The organism is Exiguobacterium sp. QJM3NY_9 (genome assembly GCF_056173545.1).
This window is the reverse complement of the sequence record NZ_CM149679.1, coordinates 668,472-684,211: the sequence shown is the minus strand read 5'-3', so window position 1 is coordinate 684,211 and position 15,740 is coordinate 668,472. Positions and strand designations below refer to the sequence as shown.

Sequence of the window (15,740 nt, the reverse complement as noted above, 5' to 3'; positions counted from 1 at the left end):
AAGGTTCAATGTCGTGAGACGTTTGAACCTTTTTCGTATCATCTTGAAGAAAGGATGTGATTTCCGGTGTACCCTTGGATTTATACACGCGCTAAGGAACAACCTAACGACTTAGCTCTAGTCACAGATCAAGCCCGCTTATCTTGGCAGGAATTATATACGGCAGCACACAAATTAGCAAGTGCCTGGGCAAGCCACCTTTCGCGTGGTGACCGGATTGCTCTTTATGGTCCTGCAAGTCAGTCATATATCATTGCCATCCATGCGGCACAACTACTTGAATTAACAATCGTCCCACTCAACGTCCGCTTAAGTCAGCGCGAACTGGATGATCAATTAAAACGAGCACAAGTCAAATATGTCATCTCCGACCGGACGCTAGATACCGATATCAAGATTTTACCGTTCCACTATATGAACACGGCACCTGACATCATCGTTCGACATATGCCAAAACATTATGTCCAATCCATGCTCTTTACGAGCGGAACGACAGGTCGGGCTAAGGCAGTCGAACAGACAATGCTAAATCACTTTTCAAGTGCGATGAATGCAGCACGTCATATCGGTTCCTCGACGGATGATCGCTTCTTAATCGTTACCCCACTGTTTCATATGAGTGGTCTCGCTGTCGTTTACCGTGCTGTCATCTACGGCGCCCCGATCGTCCTTGAACCTCATTTCGCCCCGACGAAAACGATTGAATGGATTAAAAATGAACGGATTACCCATGTTTCCCTCGTTTCTGTCATGTTGGATCGGCTGCTTGAAGCAGGGTTGCGTCGCTATGATTTACGTGTCGTCTTGACGGGCGGTGGACCGGTCCCTTTACCGATTTTGACTCGCGCCCTCGATCGAAAGATTCCTGTCATGCAAACATACGGGATGACAGAAACCGCTTCGCAAATTGCGACACTATTGCCGGAAGATGCGTTACGAAAAATCGGTTCTGCCGGTCAAGCAATTGCTCCGACCGATATCCGAATTACACGCCATCAAGAAATCGAAGTCAAAGGCCCCACCGTCATGAAAGGTTATTTTTCAGATGAGCAAGCGACCGTAGCTTCTTTTACCGCAGACGGCTATCTCAAGACAGGTGACCTTGGACGTTTAGATGAAGAAGGCTATTTATACGTTCTCGATCGGCGAAGTGATTTAATCATTTCAGGCGGTGAGAATGTCTATCCGGCTGAAGTCGAATCTGCCCTGCTCTCGATTGACGGAATCAAGGAAGCTGGTGTCGTCGGTCGCTTTGATTCGACTTGGGGACAAGTCCCTGTTGCGTTTATCGTCAGCGCTGTCGATGAATCGGTCGTGCGTCAAGCAATCAGTCAGTTGCTTGCCAAATATAAATGTCCCGTCACCTATGTTTATCGTGACGCTTTACCGCGTAATGCGAACGGTAAACTGCTGCGCCATCAATTGAAGGACTTCGTATGAAGATCACACTTCGAAGCGCAGAATTATTTGATGTCCGATTAACATTCCGTCAGCCGATGAAAACGGCACTCACTACCTTAAGCAATCGCCGAACGACGATTCTCCGATTGACGGACACAGAAGGCAACATCGGTTACGGGGAAGGTGTCGCCTTTGAAACACCTTGGTATACCGCGGAGACACAAGATTCGATTCATGCCTTAGCTCCCGTCCTCTATCGCTTGCTTAAAGGACCGCTCAATCATCCGTCAGAAATCGCAACACGCTTTCACCCGATTCAAGGAAACCAGATGGCAAAAGCAATGTTCGACGGCGCCGTCTATGAATTGTTTGCTCGTTCGAGTAACCAAACGCTTGCCACGTATCTCGGGGGTGACGAAAACAAAGCCATCGCTTGCGGAAAAGCACTTGGTCGCGCGGAAGCCAGCAAGACGGTACGTGCCGTTGAGGACGCGTTACAGGACGGTTTTCAGCGTATCAAGCTAAAGCTAGACCCAACGGATACCTCCGTCTTAGCGCACGTTCGAAAACAATTTCCTGATGCGCCTTTAATGTTTGATGCCAACGGAAGTTTCACCCGTTCCGAGATGAATCTCCTGCAGGACTGGGATCAGTATGGATTAATCATGATGGAGCAACCATTTCGGGCAGATGATTGGTTGACGCATCAATATGCTGCGTCACTGCTCTCGACTCCTTTATGTTTGGACGAATCAGTCCAAACGGTCACTGACGCTGACTTAATGCTCTCACTCGGTGCAGGTCAAATCATCAACATTAAACCGGCACGCGTAGGGGGCTTGACGAACGCCCTAGCATTAAGAGATAAAGCGACGTACTGGCTCGGTGGAATGTTCGAGAGTGGAATCGGGCGTCGGCAGACGCTTGCTTTCGCTACACTACCTGGTCTAGCATATCCGATTGACATGGCTGGAACCGATCATTATTTCACCGAAGATCTCCTTGAAGTCGACTATCGAATCGGGAACGGTCACATTCCATACGCCGAGCACGAGGTTTCACTCGAGCGGTTAGACCGGCTTACCCAGTCTAAAATCGTGCTTTGAAGGCGCGAAGGAGCAATTGCTTCTCAAAAAAGAATAACAACACGTAGTGCCTGTTAAACTACCGCTTTTGTCCATCGGGCATCATTTCGTCTACAAACCATTAAGAAGCGTAAACACGCGGTATCGAGATGCAATCCGTTCGCGCTCCCTTGTCTCGCCTCGTCTTCAAAGCGGCAATCGGTCACGGTATTACCTAAAAAGCGTCACGTTTCGTTGACTCCTGCGGGAAAAAGTGCGTTTTTAACGCGACTTACCAAAGGCAGGCAAGCCCCTGCTCGTTGTCTGCTAGGATTAAGGAGCAACGGCTTGCTCCTCCCGAGGAAAGCAACGAAAAAAGATGCTTGATCTCCCGATAGCAATTTTTCCGCATTCTAAAAGCGCCGTTCCTTTGCGGAACGACGCTTTTTTTAGTCTGCCTTCGTCAAGATTTCGTATCCATCCTTCAAGACAACGACGCTATGTTCGAACTGTGAAACCAAACTTTTATTTGGCGTGTACAGTGTCCAGCCGTCCTTTTCATCTTCCATACAAAATTCGTCGCTCGTCGAGATAAACGTTTCGACTGCGATGACTTGTCCTTCTTTCAACAAATCATTTTCTTCTCGGTTGAAGTAATTCGAAATCGACTCCGGTTCACCATGCAACGTTTTTCCTAATCCATGTCCAGCTAAATTCCGAATGACCGTAAAACCATTTTTGCGTGTTTCCGCATAGATTGCTTTACCGATTTGATTGACTTTCGTACCTGCTTTGACTTTTTCAAGTCCTTTTTCAAGGGCAGACAATGACACCTCGACCAGTCGGACGTGCTCAGGACGCTTCGCTTCGCCCGCAATCACCGTTTTACCTGTATCTGAATAGTAGCCATCTTTGACTGCCGAGACATCGACGTTGACGATATCGCCTTCTTGAATGACATATGCACCAGGAATACCATGAGCCGCGACTTCATTGACACTGATACACGTTGCTCCAGGGAAATCATACATGACGATCGGTGCTGATTCCGCCCCATGTTCCTTCAAAATACGCGCTCCGATGTCATCAAGCTCTTTCGTTGTAATTCCTGGTTTGACGGCATCCGCCATTTCATCGCGTGCAATGGCGACGATGCGCCCAATCTCACGTAGTGCATTATAATCATAATCCAACATGTTTCATTTCCTCCTTATTCACTTAACCGTTCTTGATATAAATAACTTGCTGAAATATCAGCAAATAAGAACATCCCATTATTTAGCGGCATACTGAACGTTCGCGTTTGTTCACTCGAACTGAAATCGACGTATCGATCAGAGAGGTATCCCGTATGCCGTCGTTCCATCGCAACCGTGGTCCGAATGAAGTACGGTCGAAAACTCCAGTTATAACCTTTGTAAAACGCATATGTTTTCCATTCACCGCTCTTTTTGCTAACGTTTGATGACTTTTGAAAGCCATTCGCGTCTGTGATGTAAAAGCGAATGAATTCGGGTTCCATCTTTTGAGCCAGCTTAATTAACCATTCATCCAATGATTCATCTGCTTTTAACGACTGGCAGTACTCATTAAACCGAATCGTCCAATCTTGTTCGAGCTGGAACAAACGATTCATCTGTTCCCGGTCATATTTATAGAACATTGGCACTTCATGTAATAAGATTTCCATGCCTGGGCATGTCGTCACCCAGTCAGGTGTCGTCTCACCGAGTAGATTTCCCATGTAATAGCGCCCACCGTGTTGCCATGCATACCGGAGTTGACCAAGATGGCTGATATTTTTGTAAAGAAGTGGCGCACCGAGTTGGTCACATAAGTGTTCCATCGTTTGTAACAGGTGCGGATAACTCGCTGAAACGGTTTTTTTCTCAATCATCGAAGATAAGTCGACAATCAGCATGTCCGGCGACATGGCAAAAACGCGTTCTAAGCTCGTCGCCTCCGCACGATCAAGCGCAACCTTTAAGCCAGAGTTTTGATAGTACGCAACGATTCGCCCGAGTCGATCAAAGTCATCCACTTGGACATCGGTCAGTGTGACATATAACCGGTCTTCCGGAAAGTCGATCTGTGCGTTACGTAAGATACTCAAAAAATCTTCGCCACCATTTTCGAATAACCAATCAGGTCGACAGCGGATTAAGACAAATGAATGCGCATCGGCCGGGACTTTTTGAAAAGCATGGCGAATGACATGACTCATGACTTCTAACTGGTATTCAATTGGTACATCATCTTCTTGAAAAAATGGCTTCAGCGGCTCACCGCGAAAATGAGATTGGATTTCATACCCTTCCACTTTAAAAGGTGCCGCTCCAACAATTGGTTGGAACCACGCCTCAATCTGTTCGGGATGAACAATGACATCTAATGCATCCATTCTTCTCCCCCCTATTCTCTTGTTCTATCTTATCAAAAAAAAGACCACCCTGTAATCAGAGAGGCCCCGTCTTTAAAATAACGTTGTATCTTTTCTTAACGCAATGTACAAATAGACCCCAAATGTCGCCGTTAAATAGATAATGCTCAGAACACCGTATTGAATGCCTGTAGCACCACCCTTACCAATCGCTAAGACGAGAAAAATAATCCCGCCAAACAATAACGTCGCTAAAGGGATATAACGAAAGTGTCCTTTTGTCGTCTGCTCGCTAATTTTTTTAGTTGCGATGAGCAGTCCAATCAGACAAATGAATGCTGCTGCATAAATGGTATACACGAACGATTCAGCCCTCTCTATATCTTTCATTGCTCATTTTATCATGAGAATTCATAAAAAAGAACCGACTTGTCTGTGACAAATCGGTTCGGATTTTTTACTTTTCAAAACGTGGTTTACGTCCGCCACGGTTACGATCACTTTCGCTACGGTTGCTACGACCAGCGTATCCACCTTCACGACGATCTGATGACGATGAACTACGGTTTCCTTCAGAAGGACGACCGCCTTCACGGCGCTCCCCACCACGCGGGTTGCTGCCACGGTATCCGCCACCACGGTTAGAAGAACCAGAACCTGATCCACCTTTATTGCCGTAAGGACGACGGTTACCACCGCCACCGTTGCTACCAAAACGTTTGACACGGATTGGTTCGATTGACGAAATTTGAACTGGAGTTGCATCCGGCTCTTTCGTTAATCCTTTAAGCGCTGCTGCGATTAATTCAACCGCTTCATACTCTTCAAGAAGTTCTTGCGCGAGTGTTGTATACTCTTGTGAGTTTTTCGCTTCTACACGTTTGATGAGTTCTTGTGCAGCAAGCTTCAAGTTGCCTTCCAAGATTTCGTCAAGTGTCGGTGCGTGACGACGTGACATTTTTTTGTTTGTTACACGTTCGATTGTTTTGATTTGACCAAATTCACGTGGTGTAACGAACGTGATTGCTGATCCCGTTTTACCAGCACGTCCCGTACGACCGATACGGTGAACGTAGCTCTCTGGATCTTGTGGTACATCAAAGTTGTAAACGTGTGTAACACCAGAAATATCAAGTCCACGTGCTGCAACGTCTGTCGCAACAAGGATATCGATTGTTCCTTTTTTGAAGCGACGAATGACTTGGTCACGTTTCGCTTGTGTTAAGTCACCGTGTAAACCGTCCGCCGTGTATCCACGTTGGACAAGTCCTTCCGTCATTTCGTCAACACGTTTTTTCGTACGACCAAAGATGATTGAAAGTTCTGGAGAATCTGTATCAATCAAGCGGCAAAGCACATCGAATTTTTGGCTTTCTTTTAGTTCGATGAATGATTGGTCGATGTTTTCGACTGTCATTTCTTTTGCTTTTACTTTGATGTGCGTTGGTGTTGTCATGAAACGATCCGCGATTTTACGAATCTGCGGTGGCATCGTTGCAGAGAACAAAAGTGTTTGACGAGTTGGCGGAAGTGTACCTAAGATTTTTTCGATATCTTCCACGAAGCCCATGTTCAACATTTCATCTGCTTCATCCAAGATGACTGTTTGAACGTGGTCAAGATTTAATGTTTTACGGTTCATGTGGTCCATTAGACGACCAGGTGTCGCAACGACGATTTGTGGGTTCTTGCGAAGTGCACGAATCTGACGATCGATTTGCTGACCACCGTATACTGGCAATGCATGAACGCGTTTCATTTCACCAATGCGGTTAAGTTCTTCTGCTACTTGAATCGCAAGTTCACGAGTCGGTGCAAGGATCAACGCTTGGATATGGCGCGATTTTGCGTCAAGACGCTCAATCGTCGGAATACCGAATGCTGCTGTTTTACCAGTACCTGTTTGTGCTTGACCGATTAAGTCAACGCCGCTAAGACCGACTGGAATTGTTTCTGCTTGGATTGGAGTTGCTTCTTCAAAGCCCATTTTTAGGACACCTTTGATAAGTGCCTCACTAAGATTTAATTCACGAAATGTTGTCAATGCTAAATACTCTCCTTTGTCATATGAAAAGCGTCTGCCACTAAACAGACGCTACCGTAACGAATACAATCGACTACCTATTATAGCAGAAGCCCGTCCTTAAAGATAGAGGCTATTTCTACTGATAATAATGTTTAGGGAAGTCACCATCATAATCGTTGCCATAAGGGCGAGGGAAAGGCATGATGCCCGGACCGTTCAACGCTTTAAATCGCGCCGCTTGCCCCCACTAGTGATGGGGTTTTATTTGGAAATGGTCGCCGGTTAAAACCAGCCGCAACCACCAAAATGATGAATTCCTAACTATTTATTCGAAACGTAGGTTCAGTTGGCTAGCTTACTTCGTTAGCCGAATACCCGTTTCATGTTTTTCTATTTTTTTATCTTTCAACAATCGACCTAGAGCACGTTTGAAGGCAGCCTTACTTAGGCCGAATACCTCATCAATCGTCTCAGGAGGTGTCTTATCACCATACGCCATCTGACCGCCATGTTCAAGTAGGTGGTTCAGGATTAAATCCGCATCGATGTCGATTGCCTCGTGAGCACGTGGTCTTGCTGAAAGTAATACTGTACCATCTGGCTTCACATTTGTCACCCGTAATTTCATAACTTCTCCGAGACGCGGCCACCGTTCCATCTCTTGTTCATGTAGAAAACCAATCGATTGATCGTTCACCCAAACGTTGACACCCGGATCACGCTGGGCAAAAACAAGTCCTTCAACGTCCATGTTATTCCACTCTTCCGGTGCCGGTTGCGCCTTAAGATTGAAATAGGCATAAGGAGCCGGGTCACCTAACAAACGTAATTTTTGATCATGTTTCAAACGAATGTAAAGTTCGTCTCCCTCTTCCGGCCAAAATGTCCGGCGTTGCGGAAGATCGTCCAGCGAGACGAGAACATCCTTTTGAATTCCGATGTTCGCAAAAACACCTGTATTGTAACGTGTTCCGTTAATCGGTGCTTTGACGTAATCCTCAAATGACGCTTCCGGAATCGTCATCGATGAGGCGAGACGCCCTTCATTGTCTTGATAAAGGAATACTTCGACCTCTTCTTCTAGCATGAGCGATTTCGTCTGTTCATTTTTATGAAGTAAGATATCCTCCGTACCATCACTTAAAAACACACCAAATTCTGCTTCACGCTCTACTTTTAATGTGACAACCTGTCCTGCACGTAGTGCCATTTATGGTCATCTCCTTTCATTAACTTGGTTAAGCTGAAACACTCAACTAACCGTAAGTTCTTTTCATCACCTTCAATACTATACTCTTTTTCAACCTATCTCCGACATCAAATGGAAGCGAACAGTTGTGACATTTTTGTGAACGAATCTGATTTAAGTGATTTTTTTGAAAAAAACAGATATGATAAAAGAATAGGAAAAAGAAGGTTTAGTTTTGGTAAATATGGGGGAAAAACTATGTTTCATGACATTCAATCGCGTTCTTTCGCAAGACGCTTTACAAAAACGTTAGTATTCGCTTTTTTCGCATTTCTCGCAACGATTGGAATTGTATTCGCTGAAGGGTCGAGTAGCACTGATTTGTCTCCAAAGACACCTGCACTCCAACAAATCGATACACCTTAAAATCTACATCTCATCGTGTAGATTTTTTTATTTGTTTCCGAAGTTTTACTGGACGATAAAGGAAATCCTGCTTCGTTAGCGAATTGCTTTACTAGACACACTTAGTAGAGTGACACGAAGGAGGAAGTACTGTGTATTTTTACTTATTTACGACGCTTACGGGTCTCATTAGTACATACCTTAGTTTTATCACGGGATATTATACCGATTCAGTCGGGATTTTCGTCTTCACCCTATCCATTTGTCTTTCACTTTCATCTTTTAGACAATTAATTCGTACGACATATCATGGTTATCATGAATATATGCAATACCGCCGCGTCAAAAAACAGTTGGAGCGTATGAAGAAACGGGAACACTCTTATCAATTGTCTTATGAACAAAATGACACAGTCGCATCACTTGCATTATCAACGACAGAACAGCATGATAAATAAAGAGTTTGACTTCATGTTTTTAGGAGGAACCGATTCATTATGAATGAAATACCACTATCCAACGGCTGGACACTTCGTTACTCACCTGTCATCGACTTATGGCTAAAAGAAGATGGTGTTTTACTCGTCGATCATGAAGATAAGGTACGTTTGACACTCATCCTCGATGAAGAGACGATGGAAATCAAACAAATCGATAATACGAATGCCTCGTTTTCCATCGATCCGACGACGAGACGCCTGACATTCGAACTCGGCGAGAGTGAAGAGGAATCTGAACCTCGTTACTGGGAATAAAGAAGAAGACCGGGTGCGATACCTGGTCTTTTTTTGTACAATAATAATACACAGTAAAAAAGGAGTTTGATGCCATCATGTTACGCACGATCATCTGGTTCATTCATTTTGGGCTAGTATTACCTCTTACATTACCATTTTTGCCTGGCGCAAAACGTCGAACACACGCCGCTCGCTACGCGTATACACAAAAAGTAGCACACGTTTGGGCGAATTCGCTCCTTCGCTTAGCTGGAGTGAAAGTCCGTCTGACAGGGGAAGAACATATTCCGTCTGATCAACCTGTCGTCTTCATCGCCAACCACCAAGGGAATTTTGACATCCCGATTTTGCTCGGACATATCGCAAAACCCAAAGCCTTTATTTCGAAAATCGAAGTCAATAAGATTCCAATCGTCAATGTCTGGATGAATTTAATGGGATGTGTCATGATTGACCGAAAAGATCGCCGACAGTCTTTAAAGGCGATTCGTGCCGGTGTCGAGACAATCAAAGATGGGCAATCGATGATCATCTTCCCGGAAGGTACTCGCTCGAAAGGCGGACCGATTGCTGAGTTCAAAGCAGGGAGCTTCACCCTAGCAACATCTAGTGGTGCACGCGTCGTTCCGATTGCCATTTCAGGAAGCTATCGTGTCATGGAAGAGACTGGTCGGATTCGACCGGCAACTGTCGATGTGACAATCCTTCCATCCATCGACCCTGCTACAATGACCCAAAAAGAACTCGTCGCTACTGTTGAACAACAAATCAAGCATATTGTAGAAGGAGTCTGACATGCTACTTAAAGTAGATCAATTAAAAAAAGAATTTGCTGATAAAATCGTTTTTGAAGACGTAACATTTTCCGTCACACCCGGAGACCGGATTGGAATTATCGGTGTCAACGGGACAGGAAAATCGACACTGCTCCATATTTTAGCAGGAAAAGAGACAGCTGATTTCGGTGAACTGCATCATCCGAACGATTACCGGATACGTTTACTTTCACAATCGACAGATTATCCGGAAGATCAAACAGTGATGGAAGTGCTCCTCTCCGGAAACACACCGACAATCAATGCTTTACGCCATTATGAAACGGCTCGTTTAGCGCTTGAACAAGATCCGACAAATGAAACGTTACTCAAACGATTCATCGATGCCCAAACGGAAATTGATGCCGCAAATGCCTGGGATACGGAGTCTCGCCTTAAAATGATTTTAACGCGACTTGGCATTACAGATTTAGAAGCAAAAATCGGTTCGTTATCGGGCGGCCAACGGAAGCGTGTCGGCTTGGCAGAAGCTTTGCTCGACGAAGCCGATCTATTACTACTCGATGAGCCAACGAATGAACTCGATGCAGAAACGATCACTTGGCTCGAATCACAGATCAAGGAATACCGCGGAGCGATTCTGTTGATTACCCACGACCGTTATTTCTTGAATCGTGTCACGAATCACATGATGGAAATCGCCAACGGGACGGCCCATTTTTATGTCGGAAACTATGAGTCATTCCTTGAAAAGCGGGCTGAGCGCCGCGAACGGACTGCTTCAATGGAAGAGAAGCGCCAAAACATTTTACGCCGTGAACTCGCTTGGCTACGTCGTGGTGCAAAGGCACGGACGACAAAACAAAAGGCACGGATTCAGCGAGTCGATGCACTCCAAGAACTCTCTTATGAAGAAGAAGAAGCAACACTTGAAGTACAAGTCGGTTCGACACGACTCGGTAAAAAAGTCATCGAAGCAACGGAACTTGGTCATACATTTGGCGAACGAACATTGTTCGAATCATTTAGCTGGTTATTCGGTCGGAAGGAACGTTACGGCATCGTCGGTCGGAACGGGAGCGGGAAATCGACACTGTTGTCGATTTTAGCGAAGCAACTTGAACCGACACAAGGGGAAGTCGTGCACGGGGAAACGGTCAAAGTCGGGTTTTATGGACAGTTCGCCGAGTTCACGCACCCGGAACGTCGTGTCATCGATGAGGTCGAACGGATTGCCCAGGTAATCACGACACTTGATGGTCAAGAAATCACGGCGAGTCAGATGCTCGAACAGTTCTTATTCAAACCGGAAGCACAATATAAGCCGATTGGTAAATTATCCGGTGGCGAAAAGCGTCGACTCAAGTTATTGACGATCTTAATGGATGAACCAAACGTCTTATTCCTCGATGAGCCGACAAATGATTTAGATACGGAAACGCTATCAGTTCTTGAAGATTATCTCGAGTCCTTCCCCGGGACGGTCATTACGGTCAGTCATGACCGTTATTTCCTCGATCGAGTCGTCGACCGGTTACTTGCGTTCGAGAATAGTACGATCGTCTCTTATTATGGGCAATACACGGACTACCTGGAACAGCGTGAGGATGAGACACCTGAAGCAACTATCGTGACTGAGGTAAAAGAAGTGGTAGCTGCTCCAACGGACATCCCGAAAAAATTGTCTTATCAAGAACAACAAGACTGGACAACGATCGAGACACAGATTGAAGACGCGGAAGCTGCGCTTGAGCAACTCGAACAACAGCTCGCTTCGGCAGGTAGCAATATCGGACAAGTTAATGAACTCTATCAAAAGATTGAGCAAGGAAAAGCCCAACTCGATCAACTGATGGAATATTGGTCTTACTTGTCTGAGAAGATAGAGGCATACGAATCTTATAAAAAATAATTTGACTTTGATTTATTGTCTGTTTGACCGTATATTTTCCTTTCCGGAAAAATACGGTCTTTTTTTCTTATTTTTCAAGTACGTTTTTACCAAATTGAGGGTAATGACTTATATAGTTAAACTGTTACTTTGATTAGATAGGAGGTTTTCTCATGTCAAAAGCGTTCAAACGAATGACAGGAGGAATCGTCATTTATTTAATTATCTCGTATACCATCCTTCTTTTAATTCCAAACGCATTCGTCATACCCGCAGCCGTCTTTTCAAGCTTTGTCGGCTCTCTATTGATTACGATTGCCGCCATTTTATTTTATAGAAAAACACCTTCACCAGAACTTAAATGGATCCTCATTGCCGTAAGTGCTTATTTCATTGGAGACTTAGGTGGAGTTGTCAGTGGTTACTTTTCACTCAAGTCTGTCAATTTGAACGTCCTACTCGACTTTCCCTATACAATCCATCTCTTGACGATTACCATTTTTTTATTCCGTCTTTTAGATATTGAACATTTCCGTTCACAAAAGCTTTTAATTCTTGATTCATTGACACTGTTTACTGTCGCGATGATTGCTAGTTACTTGACGATTTTTAAATACATCCCCGAATATACAAGAACGTTCGCGGAGCAGCTCAGCTGGGATATCTATTCATTCTTGACCATTCTCCTGACTCTTTTCTTTTTCTTACTCTATGCTTCCGGTTTAAAGAAACCGGTCTCGTTGTTCGCTTTTAGTTTTTTGATGGGTGGAACATTTTTGTTAGGTATGATCAACTTTTTATTTTACAGCTTTTTATTGAACGATTTTACTTTTTACGCAATGCTTTTATTACCGCTCTATCCGTTGAGTAGCTATTTTTTCATTAGTTTCCTAGTAACTCGTCATTTACCGATCATCGCTAAACAACAATTATTGTTACTTCGGATTGAACAAATTCTTCGTCCTTCTTTTTCATACGTCTTACTATTACTGTTAATTACCTATGTCACGTTTTCACCTGTCACGACACGCTTCTACTTCATCACAATCGCGACCACTTTTTTACTGTTCTTAACGCGGCAACTTTTTTCTTATCGCGAAAATGTACGCCTTTTACGAGAAACGACTTCGCTACAAGAAAATTTGGAAACGATCGTTTCACAGAAAACGGAGCTTCTTCGGTTACGCGAACAAGAATTCAAGGCACTGTTTCTCTCCTATCCGCAAATGGTACTTGAAGTAAATCAAGCGAGTCACATTCTATCCGGAAATCCTGCAGCCATTCGAGAAGGATGGATGGAGAAGTCATTGAAAGACGAACAGGCCCGTCTTTTCAAACAAGTAATGGAGGCGCTACATGCCAATAAAGGGGTCCCTTCCTTATCAAAAACGTTTTATATCCCCCATGACGAAGAGGACCTCATCTACACGATGACGTCGATTTGTATAGCCGATCAAGAACGTGTCTTTATCATTTTATCCGACGTCACAGAAGATGTTCGCCAAGAACAATGGTTGGAGAAATTAGGAAATCACGACGCTTTGACCCGTTTGCCGAATCGACGCTTTTTTGAAGAACAATTGCAAACTCTCCTCCCTACCATACGACATGGATCGTTATTGTTTGTTGATTTAGATGGTTTTAAAGCTATCAATGATACGTACGGGCATGATGCTGGAGATTTATTACTTCAAGAAACCGCAGACCGGCTACAACAACTAATTCAAGGAGAAGAGCTTGTCGCCCGTTTAGGAGGAGACGAATTCATTTTATTCACCGTTCGAGACGAAGATGAGACGACTGCATTTGCGAGTAAGTTGCTCGCATCACTCAATGAGCCGTTTTATATTAAAGATCAAACGATGTCTGTCACACCGTCCATCGGAATTTCACTTTATCCGAGTGATGGAAAAAGTTCGAATGTCCTTTTGATCCGTGCAGACGAAGCCATGTATCACATTAAAAATACGAACAAAAATAATTTTCAGTTCGCGGCTCAACTAAAACGCAACTAGGAGGAAACGCATATGCAACGATCCCCCTACTTCATCAGATGGTTTCCTTCTCTACTAATCATCTCTTTGATTTTAATTCTCTATTCATACACGCAAGGCTCATTCATGAACCACCTTGTCGAACAAGTTCTAGAATACTTGTCGTTTCTTTTAATCGGACTTTTCATCCTCATCGCCTATAAAAAAGAACGTTCACTCGTCGTGCCAAAGCGAAAATTTTGGATTATCGCCTTCATCTCACTTATCTTCTCGCTAGCTGCTTCGATTTTTGAAACCATTAACTTATTCAGTAATACGCTGTCCTTTCCGAACAGTTATAGCTTAATTTGTTTCTCCATATCGCACTATATATTTTTAATCGGGCTTTTTTACCGGATTGCTTCGCAAAAGAGTTTTTCACAACACCTGCTTGCATTCATGGATGCTCTAATCATCGTCGTTTTTTTAGGACTTGCTGCTTTTCATACATTAAGCGAGCTGGCCGACCCGGCAGCTAGTACGTTCCCGTACGATATGATCGTCGTCCTCAACACTTCACTTGGATTGTTTGTTTTCTTCTACTTCTTTTTTGTTCAAGAAACACACTGGGTTTCCCGAACGACGTTATCTCTATTATTCTTGTCACTGTTCATCCGTGGTATGTATGAAGTATCTGCTGTATACTTTCCAGATTTCACGGAACAATATTTAGTCTTTTCTCCTATATTGATTCGCCTTGCCCAAAGTGCGGCAATCTTATGGCACCTTGATCACATCACTGAAGGGAAGCAAGCGTCTCCTGTCGTTCAGAGAACTTGGCTGCCTTTGCTCGCAATCCCACTATTTTTACATTATGTCATCGAACTCGAAGGTAAAAAGTTTGATGTATTCATCATCTTATTGTTACTAATCATTCGACAAATCATCATCGCTCGGCAGCATACGTTGCTCGTACAAAAGTTAAACGAGCGAAACGAACAGTTAGCCGAACGCATCGAACATCGGATCCGGCAAATCAAAGAAAGTGAGCAACAAGTCCTGCCACTGTTTTCAAGTCACCCTGATCCAATCATCCGCTTTGATCAAAACGAAACAGCGACGTATGCCAATCTTGCGGCTCAAGCAACGTTTAAGCTTTCTGCCTTATCCATCGAAGTACCTACTCACTCAGTCTTACATCTTCAGTCTTCCTTACAGCTTGATTCCAATCGTTATCTCGATGAATCCAATCGCCAATATGAATTAACAAAAATCCCTATCCACATCGCTTCAAAATCAGTTGGTCACTTTTTAGTCTTACACGACGTAACAGAACAAAAGGAGCGGCAACAACGGATTGAATACCACGCGTTTCATGATGTCTTGACTGGAATCGGCAACCGTCGTTCGCTCGAACGAACATTCCTATCATTGAAAAGTTCCGTAAACTATCTTGCTTTACTCGATTTAGATGGCTTCAAGCTAGTAAACGATACGTACGGACACGAAGCCGGCGATTACGTTTTAATTGAAGTCGCTCGCCGAATGGATCATGAACTTGAAGGCGATGAATCAATTTATAGACTAGGAGGCGATGAATTTGCATTACTGACTTCGGCTGAAGATGAATTCTCACTCCGGCGTCGTTGTAAACACTTCTTGCACCTATTACGTCGCCCTTATGTTTATAAAGGGCAAACGTTACATGTCTCGGCCAGCATCGGAGTCGCTCCTTTTTTCGAAAACGATGATTTAGAAAGTTGGCTGAAACATGCTGACCTCGCCATGTATCGCATCAAAAACCGTGAAAAAAATGACATTGCACTGTACCATCAAGATTTTTAAACGAACAAACGTCCATTCACCCTGCACTAGGGTTGAATGGACGTTTGTTTTTT

Annotated in this window: 14 protein-coding genes; 9 read left to right on the top strand and 5 right to left on the bottom strand. The window is 44.1% G+C overall.

The genetic code is table 11. The features are described 5' to 3' along the window. Nucleotides 1-66: 66 nt before the first annotated feature. Together menE and menC are read left to right on the top strand one after the other, a co-directional pair. Nucleotides 67-1,440 (top strand): o-succinylbenzoate--CoA ligase, encoded by a 1,374-nt coding sequence (gene menE / locus AC0VYQ_RS03360; RefSeq protein WP_215115626.1) that lies wholly within the window; start codon nt 67-69, stop codon nt 1,438-1,440. Beyond that, nucleotides 1,437-2,507, top strand: a complete 1,071-nt coding sequence (gene menC / locus AC0VYQ_RS03355; RefSeq protein ID WP_475404258.1) for an o-succinylbenzoate synthase — start codon at nt 1,437-1,439, stop codon at nt 2,505-2,507. Before menE ends, menC begins: the two co-directional genes overlap by 4 nt. Before the next feature lie 407 nt (nt 2,508-2,914). On the opposite strand, the gene map is transcribed toward menC, so the two are convergent. The 5 genes from map to AC0VYQ_RS03330 all read right to left on the bottom strand — a co-directional run bounded on the left by map (nt 2,915) and on the right by AC0VYQ_RS03330 (nt 8,081). Further along, entirely contained in the window at nt 2,915-3,661 is a 747-nt protein-coding gene (map, locus tag AC0VYQ_RS03350; RefSeq protein ID WP_475404257.1) for a type I methionyl aminopeptidase, read from the bottom strand. A 14-nt stretch (nt 3,662-3,675) separates the two neighbouring features. After that, nucleotides 3,676-4,866 (bottom strand): EAL-associated domain-containing protein, encoded by a 1,191-nt coding sequence (locus AC0VYQ_RS03345; RefSeq protein WP_214845883.1) that lies wholly within the window; start codon nt 4,864-4,866, stop codon nt 3,676-3,678. Between the two features lie 72 nt (nt 4,867-4,938). Beyond that, complete coding sequence (locus tag AC0VYQ_RS03340; RefSeq protein WP_029332742.1) at nt 4,939-5,205, bottom strand: hypothetical protein; 267 nt, start codon at nt 5,203-5,205, stop codon at nt 4,939-4,941. 97 nt (nt 5,206-5,302) lie between these two features. Next, nucleotides 5,303-6,889 carry a degradosome RNA helicase CshA gene (cshA, locus tag AC0VYQ_RS03335; RefSeq protein WP_475404256.1) on the bottom strand — a complete coding sequence of 529 codons (1,587 nt, stop codon included), beginning with the start codon at nt 6,887-6,889 and terminating at the stop codon, nt 5,303-5,305. 337 nt (nt 6,890-7,226) lie between these two features. Further along, nucleotides 7,227-8,081: a S1-like domain-containing RNA-binding protein gene (locus AC0VYQ_RS03330; RefSeq protein WP_029332740.1), complete on the bottom strand. Its 855-nt coding sequence runs from the start codon at nt 8,079-8,081 to the stop codon at nt 7,227-7,229. A 237-nt stretch (nt 8,082-8,318) separates the two neighbouring features. Here AC0VYQ_RS03330 and AC0VYQ_RS03325 point away from each other — a divergent pair, with 237 nt between their 5' ends. The 7 genes from AC0VYQ_RS03325 to AC0VYQ_RS03295 all read left to right on the top strand — a co-directional run bounded on the left by AC0VYQ_RS03325 (nt 8,319) and on the right by AC0VYQ_RS03295 (nt 15,687). Further along, nucleotides 8,319-8,486: a hypothetical protein gene (locus tag AC0VYQ_RS03325; RefSeq protein WP_204251421.1), complete on the top strand. Its 168-nt coding sequence runs from the start codon at nt 8,319-8,321 to the stop codon at nt 8,484-8,486. A gap of 131 nt (nt 8,487-8,617) precedes the next feature. Then, nucleotides 8,618-8,923: a hypothetical protein gene (locus AC0VYQ_RS03320; protein ID WP_088836403.1), complete on the top strand. Its 306-nt coding sequence runs from the start codon at nt 8,618-8,620 to the stop codon at nt 8,921-8,923. Between the two features lie 39 nt (nt 8,924-8,962). Next, nucleotides 8,963-9,220, top strand: a complete 258-nt coding sequence (locus tag AC0VYQ_RS03315; RefSeq protein ID WP_029332738.1) for a hypothetical protein — start codon at nt 8,963-8,965, stop codon at nt 9,218-9,220. Between the two features lie 77 nt (nt 9,221-9,297). Further along, the gene (locus AC0VYQ_RS03310) at nt 9,298-9,996 is read left to right on the top strand and encodes a lysophospholipid acyltransferase family protein (protein ID WP_088836402.1); all 699 of its coding nucleotides are present in this window, start codon (nt 9,298-9,300) and stop codon (nt 9,994-9,996) included. Between the two features lies 1 nt (nt 9,997). Beyond that, nucleotides 9,998-11,890 carry an ABC-F family ATP-binding cassette domain-containing protein gene (locus tag AC0VYQ_RS03305; protein ID WP_475404255.1) on the top strand — a complete coding sequence of 631 codons (1,893 nt, stop codon included), beginning with the start codon at nt 9,998-10,000 and terminating at the stop codon, nt 11,888-11,890. Between the two features lie 152 nt (nt 11,891-12,042). Then, nucleotides 12,043-13,884, top strand: a complete 1,842-nt coding sequence (locus tag AC0VYQ_RS03300; RefSeq protein WP_475404254.1) for a diguanylate cyclase domain-containing protein — start codon at nt 12,043-12,045, stop codon at nt 13,882-13,884. Between the two features lie 12 nt (nt 13,885-13,896). Beyond that, nucleotides 13,897-15,687 carry a diguanylate cyclase domain-containing protein gene (locus tag AC0VYQ_RS03295; RefSeq protein ID WP_475404253.1) on the top strand — a complete coding sequence of 597 codons (1,791 nt, stop codon included), beginning with the start codon at nt 13,897-13,899 and terminating at the stop codon, nt 15,685-15,687. The last annotated feature ends 53 nt before the right edge of the window (nt 15,688-15,740 follow it).